We start from the raw sequence: 17,693 nt of genomic DNA, 5'->3' as shown, positions 1-17,693 counted from the left end.
TTTCAAACGCTAAGCAAAAGCTGTACCTACACACCGCGTTGCCAAATTTAGGCGCACTGCGTCACAATCCGCCCCTCGGGGTCTGGCCCCCGGAGATTAATGTGCGGTTTACTTGTAATAAGTGTGCTGGCCGCACATCCAACCGCCCGCATGCAAGGTTTAAGGACGGTCGCAAGAAGCCAGACTAGACAGGGAGTCTGAATGGAATCGATGCACATCACTTCGCGGGCGCTTGCGTCGCCCGCCATCGCCGTAGCGCGACAGGGGAAAACAACCGGCGGCTCGACCGCCTGCCTCCGCACCGGACCTTCGGGGACTCCGGCGCGTTCTCGCGCACCGACGCTTCTTCGCTTGCTCTGAATCTGACGCCGCCGGCCTGCGCCGGTGTCATCGGCATGCCCTGGTTTCAGGGTATTGCGGACCCTGCGGCGAACGATTCACGGCTCGATATCGGCTTTCCTTACAACTTGTGGGTACGACGTGAAAAAGGATTTCTTCAAACCGGCCCTGCTGGGCGCCTCGTTGCTCGCCACCCTGGCACTTTCCGGCTGCGGCACTACGCCGGCCAAGGACTTCGGCGGCTCCTGGAAACAGGTCAACCGCTTCCAGGACGCGCCCACCGAGATTCCGCTTGCCAAGAACTACACGTTCTACGCCTCGCCGATGGACGAGACGCTCAAGAACATGCTGACGCGCTGGTCGCGCGACACCGGCATGCAGTTGTCCTACCAGCTGCCCTCCGACTACACGCTCTACAAGCGCGTAAGCGACCTGCACACCACCGATATCCAGTCCGCCACGGCCGAGCTGTCGTCGATCTACGCCAGCCAGGGCGTGTCGGTGAGCGCGGACGAGCGCCAGATCCTGGTGCAGGCGGCGGGCGGTTCCGTCGGCGCGCCGGCGGATGCACCGAACAGCCCGGCGCCCAGCGCGCCGAGCGCGAAGTAATCACAGGGGATTAGTCGTGAATTCCGTTATGGGTTTCCGCCGATGCTGAAGCGCACATCGAGCAAGAAGATCGACGAGGCCGTCGCCAAGTCGGTCAATTTCGAGGTGACCGTCGCCGACCTCGCCAAGCGCAGCGAACGCCGCGCGTGGTGGGTGGCCGGTTCCTCCGTGGTGATGTCCCTGATCCTTGCCGGCGGCTATTTCTACATGCTGCCGCTGAAGGAAAAGATCCCCTACATGGTGATGGCCGACGCCTACACCGGCACCGCCACCGTGGCGCGCCTGACGGAGGACTTCACCAACCGCCAGATCAGCACCAGCGAAGCGATCAACCGCAGCAACGTGGCGCACTTCGTGCTGGCGCGCGAGTCCTTCGACGTCGCCACCATGACGCTGCGCGACTGGGGCACCGTGCTGGTGATGTCGGCGCCGGACGTGGCCGACGCCTTCCGCGTGCTGCATGCGGCCAATAACCCGACCAGCCCGTACAAGCTGTACGGCCGCGAGCGGGCGATCCGCGTGAAGATCCTCAGCATCGTGCTGATCGGCGGCGGCCAGGGCCAGACGCCCAAGGGCGCCACCGTGCGCTTCCAGCGCAGCATCTACAACAAGCAGTCCGGCACGCTGCAGCCGCTGGACAGCAAGATCGCCACCATCGAATTCGCCTACAAGGCGAACCTGAAGATGGACGACCAGTACCGCATCGAGAACCCGCTCGGCTTCCAGGTCACCAGCTACCGCGTCGACAACGACTACGCCACGGCTCCGCCGGAGGAAGTCCCGGTGCCGGCGGCCGCGCCCGACCCGAATGCCGAGCAGGCCGCCGCCGCGCCGGCAGGCGCCGCGCCGGCCGAAGGCACCATGACCGTGCAGCCGGGCGCCGCGCCCGACGACGGACTGCGCACCGCTCCCGTTCCGCAATCCCCGATTCCGGAACGCGAAGCCCCCAGGACCACGGCACCGGCGCCCGCCGCGCCGGCGCCCCGTAACACCGCGAATGGAGTCGGCCGTCGATGAACCGAACGAGGAAACTAGCCCTGGCTGGCGCCATCTGCATGGCCGCCATGGGCCTTGCGCCCCACGCTCACGCGCAGGTGGTGCAGCAGTACGAGTACCAGCCCGACCGCATCTACCAGGTGCGCACCGCGCTGGGCATCACCACGCAGATCGAGCTCAGCCCGAACGAGAAGATCCTGGACTACAGCACCGGCTTCGCCAACGGCTGGGAGCTGTCGCGCCGCGACAACGTGTTCTACCTGAAGCCCAAGAACGTCGACGTCGACACCAACCTGATGATCCGCACGGAGACGCATTCGTACATCTTCGAGCTGAAAGTCGTCGCCACCGACTGGAAGGCGCTGGACCAGGCCAAGCGCGCCGGCGTGCAGTACCGCATCAGCTTCACCTATCCGGGCGACACCGCGTTCGCGGACGAGGCGGTGAAGACCGCCGCCGTGCCGGAGCAGAGCACCGAACTGCACAAGGACCGTGTCTACAACTTCGACTACGACTACGCCACCCGCGGCGGCAAGAAGTCGCCCTGGCTGATTCCGGTGAACGTCTACGACGACGCGCACTTCACCTACATCAAGCTGCCGGACCTGGCGAAGTTCCCCACGGGCGACTTCCCGGTGGTGTACATGCGCGAACGTGAGCATGGCGAAGACTCGCTGGTGAACACCACCGTCGAGGGCAACACCATCATCGTGCACGGCACCTATCCCTACCTGGTCATCCGTCACGGCGACAACGTCGTAGGCCTGCGAAGGAACACCAAAAAGTGAGCTCGAACAATCCATACGAGGGCGGCCAGGGCGCGCCGCAGGACAATCCGCAAGGCAGCGGCGAGCCGTTGTCGAGCAATCCTTATCACACCAATTACCAGCAGCAGCAGTCCGTCCCCGACCTGGACGCCAACGCGCCGCAGCTGCGCTCCAACGACCTGAAGCGCATGAACCGCCGCGCGCTCGGCTTCATGGGCGGCATCCTGGCGCTGCTGGTAGTGCTCGCGTTCTGGCTGGTCAACGGCGCCACCTCGCGCCATGAGCAGCCGAAGAAGGCGAAGGAAGAAACCGTCACGGTGCCGGACGCGCCCAGGCCGATCCCGCTGCCGCCCCCGCCGCCGCCGCGCCAGGCCGAGCCGATCCAGGTCGCGCAGACGCCGCCGCTGCCGCTCAACCCCACGCCGCAGCCCAAGCGCGAGGAAGGCCCGCGCGGCCCCAGCCTGGTCGAGCGCCGCATGATGACCGGCAACTCCGCCGCGCAGGCGGCCGATGCGCAGGGCAATCCGGTGCCGGCCGGCAATCCCTATCTGCAGGGCCTGCCGGGCATGGGCAATCCGAACCAGCCGGCGCAGCAGCAGGGCGACCCGAACCGTCCGGACTTCGGCTTCAACTCGCTGGACAAGAACGCCAGCGCGCAGACGGTGCACAACCCCGACACGCTGATGCAGCGCGGCACGTACATCCGCTGCGTGCTCGAAACCCGCATCATCAGCGACTTCCCGGGCTTCACCACCTGCATCGTCACTGAGCCGGTGTACTCCTTCAACGGCCACAAGCTGCTGCTGCCGAAGGGTTCGAAGGTGCTGGGCAAGTACCAGTCGGTGCCGAAGGGTCCGCGCATCGCCGTGATCTGGGACCGCATCATCACGCCCAACGGCGTGGACGTGAACATGTCCAGCCCCGGCATCGACAACCTCGGCAGCTCCGGCCACCCCGGCCAGTACGACGCGCATTGGCCCAGCCGCATCGGCGCGGCCCTGCTGATCAGCCTGCTCAGCGACGCGTTCAAGTACGAGGCGGCCGAGCACGGCCCGCGCCAGACCACGGTCAGCAATGGCGTGGTGACGCAGTCGCCGTTCGAGAGCAACACCGCGGCCACCATCCAGAGCCTGGCCAACCAGGCCGTGCGCGAAGCGGCCAACCGGCTGCCGACGGTGACCGTCAACCAGGGTACGGTGCTGTATGTCTACGTCGCCAAGGACGTGGATTTCAGCGGCGTGGTCTCCCGGCTTTGAGGAACGAGACGAACCGGTATGGATGACGGCGCAGTCGCACAGGTTTCCAACGAATTCCTCGATTACCAGTACGAGGTACTGGGCATCAAGGAGTTCATGGCCTCGCCCGAGGTCACGGAAATCTGCATCAACAGGCCGGGCGAGCTGTACCTGGAAAGCCGGGGCGGATGGCAGAAGATGGAAGTCCCGTCGCTGACCTTCGACCGCGCGCGCCAGTTCTGCACCGCCGTCGTCAACGAGAGCAACACGGGGCAGCGCATCACCGACGCCGACCCCGTGGTGTCGCTCACCTTCCCTACCGGGCAGCGCGCGCAGTTCGTGATCCCGCCGGCCGTCGAGGCCGGCAAGGTCTCGATCACCATCCGCCTGCCGTCCAAGCAGACCAAGACGCTGGCGCAGTACCACGACGACGGCTTCTTCAGCGAGATCATCGAGGACGCGCACGGCATCAGCAGCCTGGACCAGGAACTGCTCGACCTGCGCGCGCAGCGCCGCTACGCGGATTTCTTCCGCCAGGCGGTGCTGTACAAGAAGAACATCGTGGTCTCCGGCGCCACCGGCAGCGGCAAGACCACCTTCATGAAGTCGCTGGTGCACCACATCCCGCACCACGAGCGGCTGGTGAGCATCGAGGACGCGCGCGAGCTGTTCCTGGACCAGCCCAACGTGGTGCACCTGCTCTATTCCAAGGGCGGCCAGAGCACCAGCAACGTCACCGCGAAGAGCTGCATGGAAGCGTGCCTGCGCATGAAGCCGGACCGCATCATCCTGGCCGAGCTGCGCGGCGACGAATCGTTCTACTTCATCCGCAATTGCGCGTCGGGCCATCCGGGTTCGATCACCAGCTGCCACGCCGGCAGCCCGGAACAAACCTGGGACCAGCTCGCCCTGATGGTGAAGGCCTCGGCCGAAGGCTCGGGCCTGGAGTTCGCCACCATCAAGCGCCTGCTGCAGATGACCATCGACATCGTGGTGCACATCAAGGCGCACGCGGGCCGGCGCTACATCACCGGCATCGACTTCAACCCCGCCCGCCAGTTCGCCGGCGGCTGACGGCACAGGAGCACAGGGACCGACCATGCTGACCGGACTGGAAATGATGGCCTGCCAGAACCTCGCCGTACCGGCGGAGGTGATGCAGCACGTCGTCAATGTCGAGTCGAGCTCCAATCCCTTCGCCATCGGCGTGGTGGGCGGTCAGCTGGTGCGCCAGCCGCAGAACCTGGACGAGGCGATCGCCACCGTCCAGATGCTGGAGAACAAGGGCTACAACTTCTCGGTCGGCCTGGCCCAGGTCAACCGCAGCAATTTCGGCAAGTACGGCCTGGACACCTACGAGAAAGCGTTCTCGATGTGCGGCAACCTGATCGCCGGCTCGCGCATCCTGGCGCAGTGCTATGCCAGCGCGGGCGGCGACTGGGGCAAGGCCTTCAGCTGCTACTACTCCGGCAACTTCACCACCGGCTACCGCGACGGCTACGTCCAGAAGATCTACGACTCGATGGGCCGCGGCATGCGCCTGGCCAGCAACACCCAGGTGGCCCAGGCCATTCCGCTGCAGAGCCAGGGCCAGAGCCAGGCCATGCCGCAGAACGCCAACCGCCGCGTGGTGCCGCCGGTGGTCAATACGCAGATCGACGACGCTTCGTACCGCGTGGCGCTGCGCAGCGTGGCGATCGACACCGCCGCCACGGCGGCGGTGAATGCGGTGGCCGCGCGCCTGGGCATGCAGCCGGCGCAGCAGCAGGTCAACGCGCTGCCGCAGCAGGCCATGCCGCAGGGCGTGCCCAATCCGAATTTCGCGCAGACCGTGCAGCAGGCCATGGCGCCCAACGGCCAGGCCAACGCACAGGTGGCACCCCAGGCCATGCCGGGCAACTTCCAGGGCCAGGCCAACGACAACCAGCCGATCATGGCCGGCGTCGTCGGCGCCGCTCCCGCCGGCAATCCGGTCGCCGGCCCCGCCGGGCAGGGCGACGAGGTGTTCACGCCGCAGGTGCGCGGCCCCAACGACCGCGCACCGCAGCAGCAACAGCAGCAGCCGCGCCAGGCCAACGCCAACGTGGCGCCGGGCACCGACCGCGCCGACATGCGCCAGGGAGGCAGCGATGCCGCCTTCGTTTTCTGACCTCTTCCGGCTGCCGCCCGCGGGGCGCGGCCACCACGATTCGCGCGCGGGTACGCCTGGCCTGCCGCGAAGGCCCTCGGGCCGCCAGCAAGCTCCGGCCCAGGCCGGGCCGTCCGTCGTATCACCAAAGCCCGCGGGCTGACGCCCGTCACCGAACCGCCCAGAAGGAACCGTCCAATGGCAAACAAGCTCAACATCCCGACCAACATGAACACCAAGAACATGCTCGCCATGATGATCGTGGGCCTGGTCCTTGTCGCTACCATCGCCATGCCCGACCTGGCGTTCGCGCAGGACTTCGCCGGCACCGACACCAAGGTCTGCGGCTTCTTCAAGAACATCAACGGCCTGCTCAACATGGCGTCGATCGCCGTGGTGACCATCGCGGTGATCTTCTCCGGCTACCAGATCGCCTTCGCGCACAAGCGCATCGGCGACGTGGCTCCGATCCTGATCGGCGGCGTGCTGATCGGCGCGGCGGCCCAGATCGCCAAGATGCTGATCGGCGACACCGGCAACACCTGCTCGGCCGCCGTGATCCACATCCTGCAGCACTATGCATAAGAACGCGCTCTTCCGGGGCTGCACGCGCCCGCCCATGTTCATGGGCGTGCCGTACATACCCTTCTTCATCGGAGCGGGAAGCGGACTGCTGTTGGCCATGTACTCCGGCAACATGCTGCTGCTGGCGATCATCCCGCCGATCGTCATGGTGATGCGCCAGATGGCGCGCCGCGATGAGCTGATCTTCCGCCTGCTGGGGCTGCGGCTGCAGTTCCGGACCCGGGTGCGCAACCTGCAGCAGAACGAAGGCATGTGGGTGTTCACCCCCAATGCCTATCGGGATCACAAAGACAAGTAACACAAGGGCCCCTCGGCGAAGACTTTCGCCGGGGGCGGCCTTTTTCGACACATCACCGGTCATCGAGCCATGTTCACGTCAGACGCACCCATCAGCGAATTCCTGCCACTGTCCACCCATGTATCTCCGACCGTGCTCAAGACCACGGGCGGCGACTACATGCTCGTATGGCGGCTGGAAGGCCTGCCCTTCGTCGGACGCGAGGAATGGGAACTCGAGCACCGGCACAACACCTTCAACCGCATGCTGCAGACCTTGCGCGCGCCGGACTTCGTCAACGTGGCCTTCTGGGTCCACGACGTGCGCCGCCGCCGCAAGCTGGTCAACAACAGCAAGTTCGACCACACCTTCAACCAGGGCCTGTCCGACGCCTACTACAGCGCGCTGTCGGCCCAGAAGCTGATGCAGAACGAGCTGTATCTCACCCTGATCTACCGTCCGGTGGTGGCCGGCAAGCGCTTCGCCGACAAGTCGGACAACGTCAGCCAGCTCGAAGCCGAGCAGCAGCAGGCGGTCGCCACCATCCTGGAGCTGGCCGGCAACGTCGAGGCGGTGCTCAAGGAGTACTCGCCCACGCGCCTGGGCATGTACGAAGCCAGCAACGGCATCGTGTTCTCCGAGCCGCTGGAATTCTTCGGCTACCTGCTCAACCGCATCGACGAACCGGTGCCGGTGCTGCAGGCGCCGGTGTACCGCTACCTGCCGGTGAGCAAGCAGCGCTTCTCCGCCAAGACCGGCGACTTCGTGATCACCACGCCCACCGGCGTCAATCACTTCGGTGCGGTGCTCAACATCAAGGAATACCCGGACGGTACCTACCCGGGCATTCTCAACGGCCTGAAGTACCTCGACTTCGAATACGTGGTCACCCACTCGTTCAGCCCAATGGGCCGCCAGGACGCGCTCAAGGCGCTGGAGCGCACCAAGGGCATGATGATCTCCTCCGGCGACAAGGCGGTGAGCCAGATCATCGAGATGGACCAGGCCATGGACCAGCTCGCCTCCGGCAACTTCGTGCTGGGCGAGTACCACTTCATGATGACCATCTACGCGGCCACGCACGAACTGCTCTCGCAGCAGATCGCCGCCACCCGCGCGGAGCTTTCCAACGCCGGCTTCGTCTCGATCAAGGAAGACCTGGCGGTCACCGCGTCGTACTACTCGCAGTTCCCCGCCAACTGGAAGTTCCGCACCCGCCTGGCCAACGTCAGCTCGCTGAACTTCCTGGGCCTGTCGCCGCTGCACAACTTCGCGCTGGGCAAGAAGGAGAACAACCCCTGGGGCGATTGCGTCACCACGCTGCAGACCACCAACGGCCAGCCGTACTACTTCAATTTCCACGCCACCCACCCGGGCGAGAATTCGCTGGGCGAGAAGGCGATCGCCAACACCATGGTCATCGGCAAGTCCGGTACCGGTAAAACCGCGCTGATCAACTTCCTGCTCAGCCAGGTGCAGAAGCTCAAGCCCGCGCCGACCATCTTCTTCTTCGACAAGGACAAGGGCGCGGAGATCTTCGTGCGCGCCTGCGGCGGCAATTACCTGTCGCTGGAGAACGGCCAGCCCACGGGCTTCAACCCGTTCCAGTGCGAGCGCAACGAAGGCAACGTGCAGTTCCTGTCCGACCTGATCAAGGTGCTGGCCGGCAAAAGCGTGTACAGCTCGCGCGAGGAGGACGACATCTTCCGCGCCGTCGAGGCCATCCTCGACACGCCGATGCACCTGCGCACCATGACCAACTTCCAGAAGAGCCTGCCCAACATGGGCGACGACGGCCTGTTCGTGCGCATGCGCAAGTGGACCGCCGGCAACTCGCTGGGCTGGGTGTTCGACAACCCGGTCGACACCATCGACCTGCAGAAAGCCAACATCATCGGCTTCGACTACACCGACATCATCGACAACCCCGAAGTGCGCTCGCCGGTGATCAACTACCTGCTGCACCGCCTGGAGTCGCTGATCGACGGCCGCCGCCTGATCTACGTGATGGACGAGTTCTGGAAGATCCTGGACGGCAAGGGCGGCCTGAAGGAATTCGCCAAGAACAAGCAGAAGACCATCCGTAAGCAGAACGGCATGGGCATCTTCGCCACGCAAAGTCCCGAGGACGCGCTGGCCAGCGACATCTCCGCGGCGCTGATCGAGCAGACCGCCACCATGATCCTGCTGCCCAATCCCAACGCCAGCCGCGAGGACTACATCAACGGCCTCAAGCTGACGGAAGCGGAATACCAGGTGGTGGTGGGACTGGACGAGCGCTCGCGCTGCTTCCTGGTCAAGCAGGGCCATGCCTCGTCGGTGTGCCAGCTCAACCTGCGCGGCCTGGACGATGCGCTGGCGGTGATCTCCGCCTCCACCGACAACATCGAGATCATGCACCAGGTGCTGGCCGAACACGCCAATGCCGCCGGCGTGCCCGCCGGCGATCTCAAGCCCGACCAGTGGCTGCCCACCTTCTACGAGCGCCGCAAGGGCAGCGGCAAGGGCCGGCCCAGCTCGCCGGCCGGCGCCAACCAGAACACCCCCCGCCGCACCGCGGCCGGCTGACCCCAACCCTCGACTACGGACAACGTGCCATGACCAAGCAAACGCGCACCCCCCGTCTTCTGAAGCTTCCGGCTACCGTGGCATTCGCGGTGGTTTCGCTCAGCGGCTTCTACGCCAATCAGGCGCAGGCGCAGTGGGCGGTCATCGACCCGGCGCATATCGCGCAGGATGCGGCGAACTTCCTGCAGACCGCGGCGCAGTACGGCAAGGAGCTCGCGCAGTACCAGGCCGTGCTGCAGCACTACGCGCAGCAGCTGATTTCGTTGCAGAGCATGAGCTTCAGCAGCGTGCTGACCCTCAACACCACCTACACCAGGGTCGATCTGAAAGACGGCGTGGCGGATGCGTGCCCCTCCTCCAAGGATGGCATGCCCAGCATCTCCGACCTGATATCCCTGGCCATGCCCAGCATGAACGAGCCGGTGGTCGACGCCCAGCTTAAGATCTGCCAGCAGATCGTGATGCGGCGCAACCACCAGTACAACCTCACCGTCGACATGCTCAACCGCATCAACACCGTCTACGGCGGCTACATGCAGCAGTTCGAGCAGATATCGCAGATGGTCGGCACCAGCCAGGGTGCGCTCGCCGGCGCGCAAGCCAATATCGTGCGTGGCCAGGCCAGCATGGATGCCGAAGTCCGTCTGTGGCAGGTACAGGTCCAGGCCGACGAACAGATAATCCAGTATCTGCAAAGCCAGCAGGCCCAATTAGGCCAAACGGCGATGAAGGGCAAGAGTTCGCTGCTGGGTACCCTAGTCCAGGCCGGCACGCTGAAGCTCGCCTTCGATCATCTCAACAACGGCAACTGAGCCGTTCTGCATTGATGCCATTCGCGACACGAACCTAAGGAACTGGGTGCTATGGTGCAGCCTGCCGCAACTACCGGCGATTATATTTTCTTCTCGCTGGTCAACAGCTATCTGAAAAGCCAGATCGCCCATTTCCAGGAAGACGTCCTCGGACGCATGTCTCTGTGGGTGTCGACCTTCGCGGTCATCCTGGTCACCCTCTGGATCATGATCCAGGGCTATCGCATGGTCACCGGCCAGAGCCGCGAGCCAATGATGGCCCTGGTCGCGAACATGGCGAAGATAGTATTCATCGTCTCGGTGGCGACCACGCTCGCCGTTGCCGGCAATGACATCCAGGAATTGCTTACCACCGACCTGGGCAAGCACATCAACTTCCTGTTCACCGGCAGCGACAGCTCCCCGGAAGACATGATCGACAAGAACCTGGCCAAGACCCAGCTGGCCTTGTCGGCGATCAATGTGATCAAGGTCAACCCCACCGACATCGAAATGGCCAGCGAGAAATCCAAGGCCGAACTGTTGGCCACGTTCGGCACCGCCAGCCCGCCCATGACCGCCGGCGCGATGCTGCTGCTCTACCAGTTCGCTATGGCGTTATTCATAGGATTGGGACCATTGTTCATCCTGTGCCTGATCTTTGAGCAGACCAAGGAACTATTCCGAAAATGGTTGATGTACGGCATCGGCACGCTGTTCTCGATGGCCATGCTGGCGGTGGTCACCTCGATCGCCATGCGGCTATGCCTGAGCGTCGCCGAGGCACTATGGGCGGCCAATATGATCAATAGCCTTATCCCTGGAGCAGAAGGCACTGAGGGCTTGTCGAGCCTCGCCTTGCAGCAGGGCGGCATCGGCCTGCTGATGACGGCGCTGATTATCAGCGTTCCGCCCATGGCTTCGCTGTTCTTCCAAGGCACGATGGGCAACTTCATGTTCAATTCGGCCTTCGGCGGTTCCTCGTCTCAAATGAGCCCCAGTGGCCAGCAGATGCCGTATGCGGCGCCGCCGCCGCAGATCCAGAATTCCGGAAGTTCGCAACAAGCGATCCCTCAAGGCGCCACGTATAACCCGAATGCGGGCACCCGCGTCATAGGCACCACGACGGCGGCAGCTTCCGAGGACAAAGTCAAAGCCTTTGAGCCAAGCCAGAGGACATAGATGTGAAAGCAAGAATTCTCCTGCTGATCTGTCTTATTGGCCTTAGCGCCGGGGTACGAGCACAGGTCTCCTGCCCTCCAGGCATGATTCCCTATGGAACGGCCCAGGATCAAAGCGTTTGCGGGCCCGACCCCAACGCCCAGCAGCAGCCTCAGCAACCGTCGCAGCCCCCTGTGCGCTGGGCTTCGCGCTGGGGAGCGGTGGTGTCGGACCAGGGTGCCTTTGGCATCGTGTCCGACATGCCAGACAAAGAAAGCGCGATCTCTTCCGCGATGCAGGAATGCCACAACCGTGGCGGCGCCAACTGCACGGTCAACAACGTGTACGCGAACGCCTGTGTCGCGGTGATGGCGAATGGACAGATCATCTGGACCGAAAATGCCCAAACATCGGATGACGCATCCAGGCTAGGCATGAAGAACTGCTCCTCGAAAGGCTCTGCAAAGTGCTGGGTCTATTACTCCGGATGCAGCCTGGCTCGGCGCATTCAGTAACGCGATAACGCGAACGACAAGCACTGCTGCAGTTTCTGCGCGGGAAACGGCGTGCTGAAGCCAGCCCATGAAAATGTACTGGAAGCAGCGTTCCCGCTAACGCATCCGTCAATCCCATCTCACGCAAAGGAATGCCCATGAAGAAAGCACTGCTGCTCATCCTGCTCCTGGCCGCCAGCACCACCGCGTCGGCGCAGTTCTTTAAGGCCATCCCCTACTACGGGAACAACCCCTATCTGTTCTGCACCCTCGGCATGCCCTCGGACTGCTGGCTGCCCTCCAATCCGGTGACCGGCTCGTTCACGGTCACGGACTGGGAGTGCTTCAACCCGACGTCCGCACTCGTCTACGAGGAAATCTGCCCGAAAGCGTTCCCGGGCGCATCGACGACCGGCAACCTCGGCAGCTCGCTGGAACCGGTGCCGCCCGCGAACCCCGCGAACGGCGTGTCCGACTCGACCCAATCCAGCCGCTGAACGTTTGCACGACGGAAAGATGCCGCCCACCTGCCCGCAGGTGGGCGGATGAGACGAAGCGCACGACGCAGAGCAAATTTCAGGCAATTCCGCACATCCCTTGCACTTGCCTTACGCCACCGCGGCATTGAAACTCGCCGACGGCAGATTGAAAGGACCCATCGATCCATGAGCCCAAGGAAGCTACTGCTCGTCGCGCTGCTCGCTTCGCTGAGCGCGTGCGGCTCATCGCAATCGGCCGATCCTTCCGCCGCGTCGTCGGCGAAGGCACCGGCAGCAGCGGCTTCCGCGCCTGCGGTGCATGCCGCCGCCGAAACTCAAGGAAAGAGTGCCATGTCTCCCCTGCAGAACCTTCTTGGCGTATTCGCCGCCACCAACGCCTCGCCCTGGGCGGCCTTCGACGCCGTAGCCGGTGTGCAGTGGCGCGACGCCAAGCCGCTGGACAACCCCGACGCCACCGGCCCCGACATGTCGCACTACCGCAGCGGCAACCTGCTGCTGGCGGGCTTCGGCATGGTCGACGTGCCGGACGGCAAGACGGGCGGCGAGGCCGGCACCAGACAGGACAACGAGGGCAACGCCGGCGCCACGCTCAACGGCGACGCGGCCGCGGTGCAGTCGATCGCGCTGGTGAAGTTCTATCCCAGCGAGAACTACCAGGAAATCCTGCAGCACCAGCTCAGCGGCGATGCCGCGGTCAAGCCCATCGGCGGCTCCTGCGCGCTGGACTTCGGCACCACCGCCGCCAACACGCAGAAGAATGCCTTCTACCAGATCACGCTCGGGGCCAACGCTGCGCCCGTCTTCGCCGAAGCTTATATCGACGACGACGGCGGCAACCAGGGGCCGGGCAGCACCACGTTCGTGTTCTACCGGAGCAAGCCGGCGCAGCGGATGGAGGCCATGCGCTGTAAGGAGTCATAAAACCTCCACCTACAACTCAACCAGCATCGTCATCCACTAAGGAGTAAGCAATGGCTGATAGACGAGAGCACGCAGTGGCCACTGCGCAGGCATACCACCAGGGCAACATCGCCGGTCTGGACGACGCGATGACCCGCCGGCTCGTGGCTTCCGTCGTCATGACGGAGAGCAACGGCGGCAACCTCAGCGTGACCAACAAGCAAGGCTATGTCGGCCGCTACCAGGCCGGCGCCGGCTGGCTGGCGGACGCAGGCTACATCGACAAGGAAAAACTGCAGGAAGCCATGAAGGGCAGCCGCAGCGAATGGGCATGGGCCTCCAAGGGCGGCATGACCGAATTCCTCAACGATCCTTCCAACTGGAAGAACGGCCTGAGCCTGGAGAAGTACAAGGGCTCCGCCGAGCTGCAGGACAACGCCTTCCGCATCAACAGCGACCACGCCTACAAGCAGGCGCTGAAGAACGGCGTGCTGCACGAGGATGACAAGCCCGAAAAGATCGCCGGCTTCCTCAAGGCGCGCCATATCGCCGGCTACGGCGGCGCCGTGGCGGCGGTCACCGGCGGCCGCGTGATGCGCGACAGCAACGGCACCAGCAATTACGACTACATGCACGACATCACGCGCAACCGTGATGGCCTGGACCAGCTGATGAAGCGCGCACCTGGGCAGCACGCCCCGGAACCGGCCCGCGACAGCGCGCCGGGTGTGCTCAAGCAGGGTGCGCATGGCGCCGAGGTCGGCAAGCTGCAGGAGGAACTCAACCGCCTGGGCTACGACCTGAAGGCCGACAAGCAGTTCGGCCCGCAGACCGAAGCGAAGCTCAAGGCCTTCCAGCACGACCACGGCCTGAAGTCCGATGGCCAGTACGGCCCGCAGACCAAGGCCGCGCTCGACCGCGAGCTGAAGCAGCACGCCGGGCGCGACGGCAAGCACCTCGGCGACCAGGCGCACCCCGCGCACGGCGTGTTCAAGCAGGCGCTGGACGGCGTGCACAAGATCGACGCCGACCGCCAGCGCGCGCCGGACCAGATCAGCCAGAACGTGGCCGGCTCGCTCGCCGTCGCCGCGCAGCGCGCCGGGCTCAGCCGCATCGACCACGTGGTGATGAGCGAGGACGGCAGCCGCGTCTACGCCGTGCAGGGCGACCTCAACTCGCCGCACAAGCGCATGGCAGAGGTACCGACGCAGCAGGCGGTGAACACGTCGCTGGAGCAGAGCAGCCGCGAGATGGCCAAGCTCGGCGAACAGCAGGCCGCCGGCAAACCGCAGACGCAGACGCACGAGGCTCAGCAGGCCCAGGCGACTACGCCGCAGCACAGGTAATCGCTGTGCCGCGGCCGGAACAGGCGCCGGCCGCGGCCCAGTCAACCGACTGTGAAAGTCCCTGAACAACCTGTCGAACTTCGATGCCCGGCACGCGGCCGTTTCTCACGCGACAGCCGCTCCCGCTCCGCACCACCGCAAACCCGCTCCGGAAGGAAACATCAACATGACCGTCAGCCGATCCAGCCTCCGCCTCCTGCCCTGCCTGCTGCTGGCAGCGTGCAGCCATTCGGCGAGCGAGGGCCAGCTGCCGGTGCCTTCCGGCGAAGCCGCTGCCACGCCACCGGCCACCGCCGTTTCCGCCCGGCCGGCACTGCATGCACCCGCACCGGCCGGCACCGCGCCGGCCGCCGATGCCTCGGTGCCCAAGGACATGTCCATGGAAGGACCGCTGCCGCTACCTGTCGCCAACCTGCCGGGCATTGCCTGCACCCAGAAGAAAAAAGACTGGGCGCCGGAATGCACGGCCGGCGAGTACCAGATCGTGGTGAACACGGAAGGCTGCGGCACGGACGGCATCTACGGCCAGATCCAGGCCAACGACCAGCCCTCCGCGGTGCTGGCCACGGCGTTCCCGCCCTTCCCGTCCACGCCGGTGGCCAGGCTGCACGACATGCAGTTCGTCTGCGTCATGGCCAACGCGCACAAGCAGGCGGGGCAGCCGGAATGGCACTACGTGGTGGCGATCCCGGCGGAATCCGTCGCGGCCTGCAAGCACAGCGAGCTGTGCGGCGAGCCCGGCGCGCCGAAGGTGGAGTGGATCAAGCCGGCGCCGCAGGGCGCCTGCCGGCTGGAGCACGGGCAGTACGTGGATTGCGCCGCCGGCTGGGTAAGCGCATCGCAGTACGCAGAGTTCTCGATGGGACTGTAAGCAGCCTTTCTTTCTGACCACTCGGAGGATGTATGGGTCGCGAAATTCTGGATGAGGCTTACCGTCATTTTGCGCAGGAAGGCCGCAAGTACGAATACGGCCGCGGCGACATGAGCCTGAAGAACGGCTCCCCCAATCACCGCTCGGATCCGAGCCGCACCGAGCAGGACCTCGACAAGGACGGCTACTACGGCGTCGATTGCTCGTCCCTGGTCTGGCGCGGCATGAAGAACGCCGGCTACGACGTCGGCAACGAACCGTTCGCCACGTCCAAGCTCTACGACGGTGGCTTCACCGGCTACGCCAAGCAGCACTTCGACATCGTGCCGGCCGAGGACGCGCGCAAGACGCCCGGCTCGCTGCAGCCGGGCGACCTGCTGATGTTCGACAGCAAGCACGGACGCCACGTGGCCATCTTCAAGGGCTACGACGACAAGGGAAACATCGAGTTCTACGGCTCCCAGGTCAGCACCGGCCCCGCGCTGAGCAAGGCGATGGGCCCGACCGACACCAAGGAGGGCTACTGGAACGGCGGCGATTTCAAGATCGTCGGCGCGATGCGCCCCAAGCCCGAGTTCCAGGTGCACCAGCCGCTGCACGGGCATGAGAAGGTCAATATCCCGGAGGCGCCGAACGGCCCGATGGTCACGCGCCATCACCCGGCCGGCCATCACGCGCCCACGCCGCCGAGCCACGGCGCAGCCCCGCACCCGCCCGCCACGCCGGCAGCGCCTGCGCACCAGCCGCCGGCTCATCCGGCGGAGCACAAGCACGCGCAGGAGAATTACCTGCACAAGGGTGCCCGCGGCGGCGACGTGATGAGCCTGCAGCAGGAGCTGACCAGGCTCGGCTATCCGGTGCATCCCGACGGCAAGTTCGGCGGCCTCACCGACGAGGCGCTGCGCAAGTTCCAGCACGATCACAAGCTGGAACCCGATGGCATTGCCGGGCCCAGGACCATGGACGCGGTGCGCCACCAGCTCGAGCAGCAGAAGCACCACGGCCAGGACCCGAAGGCGCCGATGCGCCTGGACAACCCGGCCCATCCGGAAAACGCCCTGTACAAGCAGGCGCTGGACGCCGTGCACCGCCTCGACGCCGCCCACCAGCGCGAACCGAACCACCAGAGCGGCCAGCTCGCCGGCTCGCTCGCGGCGCGCGCACGCGAGGAAGGCCTGCAGCGCATCGACCACGCCGTGCTCAGCGACGACGCCAAGCACACCTACGCGGTGCAGGGCGATCTGAACTCGCCGTTCAAGCGCGTGGCCGGCGTGGACACCGCGCAGGCGGTGAACACCCCGCTGGAAAAGAGCACCACGGCGCTGGAGCATGCCGCCAGCACGCAGACGCAGAACGCGCAGCAGAAGCAGCAGCAGGCGCCCGCGCAGGCGGGCCCCAGCGTTTCCCACTAACCGGCAACGCCCGGGCCTGTCCGCACGGACAGGCCCGGCTTCTTCCGCAGAGACCAGCCATGTCGATCAGAACCGCATCACTCAAAACCGGGAAGGGCTTCACTCTCCCGCTGCTGCTGTTGCTGCTGCTCGTCCAGGGCGCATCGGCTGCCGATACCAAGGACACGGCGCCGCCGAAGCCCGCCGCAGTCGGCGCACCCTCCGCCGCCAGCGTGCCGCAGGGCTTTTCCTCCTATGCGGCGGAACCGGCCGGGGACAACAAGCAATGCGTGGTCGGCGCCGTCGCCGACGCGGACGGCATGAACCAGAAGCCGTTCGTCTACGTGGAGGACACCGCCGCCAACCGCGTGCTGTGGACCCGCCCGCTGGAGCTGCCGTCCAACACCTTCCAGGGCCGGGCCACCCACTGCCTGCACAAGGGCGGCACCGTCTACGTGCTGCTGCAGGCCGACACGCAGGCGGCGCAGTCGCTGTCGCAGACCCAGCTGCGGGTGATCGAGCTGGATGCCGCCACCGGCAGCGTCACCGGCAACCGCGAGGTGCCGATGCCCGGCGCCGCCGAAGCCACCTCGGCGTGGGTCGACAAGGGCGAGGACGCCTTCCGCCTCGCCGGCAAGAACGGCCTGGCCATCAGCGGCGAATACTTCCGGCTGGCCGACCCGGACAAGCATCTTACGTTCACGGTCACCCTGCACTGAGCATGGGTGCCGCCGT

General features: G+C 65.3%; 17 protein-coding genes and 1 pseudogene. All 18 read left to right on the top strand.

Features of this window, described 5'->3' with window-relative positions:
• Window positions 1-480 precede the first annotated feature (480 nt).
• The 18 genes and pseudogenes from ISN75_RS03290 (at window position 481) to ISN75_RS03205 (ending at window position 17,677) form a co-directional block, all read left to right on the top strand.
• Entirely contained in the window at window positions 481-948 is a 468-nt protein-coding gene (locus ISN75_RS03290; RefSeq protein ID WP_423385126.1) for a hypothetical protein, read from the top strand.
• A 42-nt stretch (window positions 949-990) separates the two neighbouring features.
• Entirely contained in the window at window positions 991-1,965 is a 975-nt protein-coding gene (locus tag ISN75_RS03285) for a virB8 family protein (protein ID WP_168648055.1), read from the top strand.
• Window positions 1,962-2,732 carry a TrbG/VirB9 family P-type conjugative transfer protein gene (locus ISN75_RS03280; RefSeq protein ID WP_168648054.1) on the top strand — a complete coding sequence of 257 codons (771 nt, stop codon included), beginning with the start codon at window positions 1,962-1,964 and terminating at the stop codon, window positions 2,730-2,732. Before ISN75_RS03285 ends, ISN75_RS03280 begins: the two co-directional genes overlap by 4 nt.
• Complete coding sequence (locus ISN75_RS03275; protein WP_167252494.1) at window positions 2,729-3,967, top strand: TrbI/VirB10 family protein; 1,239 nt, start codon at window positions 2,729-2,731, stop codon at window positions 3,965-3,967. The genes ISN75_RS03280 and ISN75_RS03275 overlap by 4 nt, the downstream gene beginning before the upstream one ends.
• An 18-nt stretch (window positions 3,968-3,985) precedes the next feature.
• Window positions 3,986-5,020: a P-type DNA transfer ATPase VirB11 gene (gene virB11, locus ISN75_RS03270; protein ID WP_167252495.1), complete on the top strand. Its 1,035-nt coding sequence runs from the start codon at window positions 3,986-3,988 to the stop codon at window positions 5,018-5,020.
• 25 nt (window positions 5,021-5,045) lie between these two features.
• Window positions 5,046-5,469 (top strand): annotated as a pseudogene (locus ISN75_RS03265) (lytic transglycosylase domain-containing protein); the annotation flags it as partial.
• 803 nt (window positions 5,470-6,272) lie between these two features.
• Window positions 6,273-6,659: a TrbC/VirB2 family protein gene (locus ISN75_RS03260; protein ID WP_423385125.1), complete on the top strand. Its 387-nt coding sequence runs from the start codon at window positions 6,273-6,275 to the stop codon at window positions 6,657-6,659.
• Entirely contained in the window at window positions 6,652-6,957 is a 306-nt protein-coding gene (locus ISN75_RS03255) for a type IV secretion system protein VirB3 (RefSeq protein ID WP_167252497.1), read from the top strand. Before ISN75_RS03260 ends, ISN75_RS03255 begins: the two co-directional genes overlap by 8 nt.
• 69 nt (window positions 6,958-7,026) lie before the next feature.
• Window positions 7,027-9,504 carry a VirB4 family type IV secretion/conjugal transfer ATPase gene (locus tag ISN75_RS03250; RefSeq protein ID WP_167252498.1) on the top strand — a complete coding sequence of 826 codons (2,478 nt, stop codon included), beginning with the start codon at window positions 7,027-7,029 and terminating at the stop codon, window positions 9,502-9,504.
• Window positions 9,505-9,533: 29 nt separating this feature from the next.
• Window positions 9,534-10,316, top strand: a complete 783-nt coding sequence (locus ISN75_RS03245; protein ID WP_343819411.1) for a hypothetical protein — start codon at window positions 9,534-9,536, stop codon at window positions 10,314-10,316.
• A gap of 51 nt (window positions 10,317-10,367) precedes the next feature.
• A complete protein-coding gene (locus tag ISN75_RS03240; protein ID WP_167252500.1) occupies window positions 10,368-11,477 on the top strand; it encodes a type IV secretion system protein in 1,110 nt (369 codons plus the stop codon).
• A 2-nt stretch (window positions 11,478-11,479) separates the two neighbouring features.
• The gene (locus tag ISN75_RS03235; protein ID WP_167252501.1) at window positions 11,480-11,971 is read left to right on the top strand and encodes a DUF4189 domain-containing protein; all 492 of its coding nucleotides are present in this window, start codon (window positions 11,480-11,482) and stop codon (window positions 11,969-11,971) included.
• 137 nt (window positions 11,972-12,108) lie between these two features.
• On the top strand, window positions 12,109-12,447 hold the full coding sequence (locus tag ISN75_RS03230; protein ID WP_167252502.1) for a hypothetical protein: 339 nt from the start codon (window positions 12,109-12,111) through the stop codon (window positions 12,445-12,447).
• A gap of 333 nt (window positions 12,448-12,780) precedes the next feature.
• Complete coding sequence (locus ISN75_RS03225) at window positions 12,781-13,371, top strand: hypothetical protein (RefSeq protein WP_168648052.1); 591 nt, start codon at window positions 12,781-12,783, stop codon at window positions 13,369-13,371.
• A gap of 50 nt (window positions 13,372-13,421) precedes the next feature.
• On the top strand, window positions 13,422-14,696 hold the full coding sequence (locus tag ISN75_RS03220) for an XVIPCD domain-containing protein (protein WP_246866709.1): 1,275 nt from the start codon (window positions 13,422-13,424) through the stop codon (window positions 14,694-14,696).
• Between the two features lie 166 nt (window positions 14,697-14,862).
• Window positions 14,863-15,567 carry a hypothetical protein gene (locus tag ISN75_RS03215; protein WP_168648051.1) on the top strand — a complete coding sequence of 235 codons (705 nt, stop codon included), beginning with the start codon at window positions 14,863-14,865 and terminating at the stop codon, window positions 15,565-15,567.
• Window positions 15,568-15,599: 32 nt separating this feature from the next.
• A complete protein-coding gene (locus tag ISN75_RS03210) occupies window positions 15,600-16,979 on the top strand; it encodes a peptidoglycan-binding domain-containing protein (protein WP_343819412.1) in 1,380 nt (459 codons plus the stop codon).
• A gap of 59 nt (window positions 16,980-17,038) precedes the next feature.
• On the top strand, window positions 17,039-17,677 hold the full coding sequence (locus ISN75_RS03205) for a hypothetical protein (RefSeq protein WP_167252506.1): 639 nt from the start codon (window positions 17,039-17,041) through the stop codon (window positions 17,675-17,677).
• The last annotated feature ends 16 nt before the right edge of the window (window positions 17,678-17,693 follow it).

Origin of the sequence: Dyella marensis, from assembly GCF_049532885.1 — a bacterium.
Lineage (GTDB): Bacteria > Pseudomonadota > Gammaproteobacteria > Xanthomonadales > Rhodanobacteraceae > Dyella_D > Dyella_D marensis.
Note: the sequence above shows the minus strand (reverse complement) of the source record. Positions and strands in the feature narration are given on the sequence as shown.

What these genes read in the sequence shown, in the direction of transcription:
- ISN75_RS03280 (WP_168648054.1), top strand. Translation starts at nt 1,962, where the DNA reads ATGAACCGAACGAGGAAACTAGCCCTGGCTGGCGCCATCTGCATGGCC.
- ISN75_RS03250 (WP_167252498.1), top strand. Translation starts at nt 7,027, where the DNA reads ATGTTCACGTCAGACGCACCCATCAGCGAATTCCTGCCACTGTCCACC.
- ISN75_RS03205 (WP_167252506.1), top strand. Translation starts at nt 17,039, where the DNA reads ATGTCGATCAGAACCGCATCACTCAAAACCGGGAAGGGCTTCACTCTC.
- ISN75_RS03285 (WP_168648055.1), top strand. Translation starts at nt 991, where the DNA reads ATGCTGAAGCGCACATCGAGCAAGAAGATCGACGAGGCCGTCGCCAAG.
- ISN75_RS03240 (WP_167252500.1), top strand. Translation starts at nt 10,368, where the DNA reads ATGGTGCAGCCTGCCGCAACTACCGGCGATTATATTTTCTTCTCGCTG.
- ISN75_RS03260 (WP_423385125.1), top strand. Translation starts at nt 6,273, where the DNA reads ATGGCAAACAAGCTCAACATCCCGACCAACATGAACACCAAGAACATG.
- virB11 (WP_167252495.1), top strand. Translation starts at nt 3,986, where the DNA reads ATGGATGACGGCGCAGTCGCACAGGTTTCCAACGAATTCCTCGATTAC.
- ISN75_RS03255 (WP_167252497.1), top strand. Translation starts at nt 6,652, where the DNA reads ATGCATAAGAACGCGCTCTTCCGGGGCTGCACGCGCCCGCCCATGTTC.
- ISN75_RS03230 (WP_167252502.1), top strand. Translation starts at nt 12,109, where the DNA reads ATGAAGAAAGCACTGCTGCTCATCCTGCTCCTGGCCGCCAGCACCACC.
- ISN75_RS03215 (WP_168648051.1), top strand. Translation starts at nt 14,863, where the DNA reads ATGACCGTCAGCCGATCCAGCCTCCGCCTCCTGCCCTGCCTGCTGCTG.
- ISN75_RS03210 (WP_343819412.1), top strand. Translation starts at nt 15,600, where the DNA reads ATGGGTCGCGAAATTCTGGATGAGGCTTACCGTCATTTTGCGCAGGAA.
- ISN75_RS03245 (WP_343819411.1), top strand. Translation starts at nt 9,534, where the DNA reads ATGACCAAGCAAACGCGCACCCCCCGTCTTCTGAAGCTTCCGGCTACC.
- ISN75_RS03225 (WP_168648052.1), top strand. Translation starts at nt 12,781, where the DNA reads ATGTCTCCCCTGCAGAACCTTCTTGGCGTATTCGCCGCCACCAACGCC.
- ISN75_RS03220 (WP_246866709.1), top strand. Translation starts at nt 13,422, where the DNA reads ATGGCTGATAGACGAGAGCACGCAGTGGCCACTGCGCAGGCATACCAC.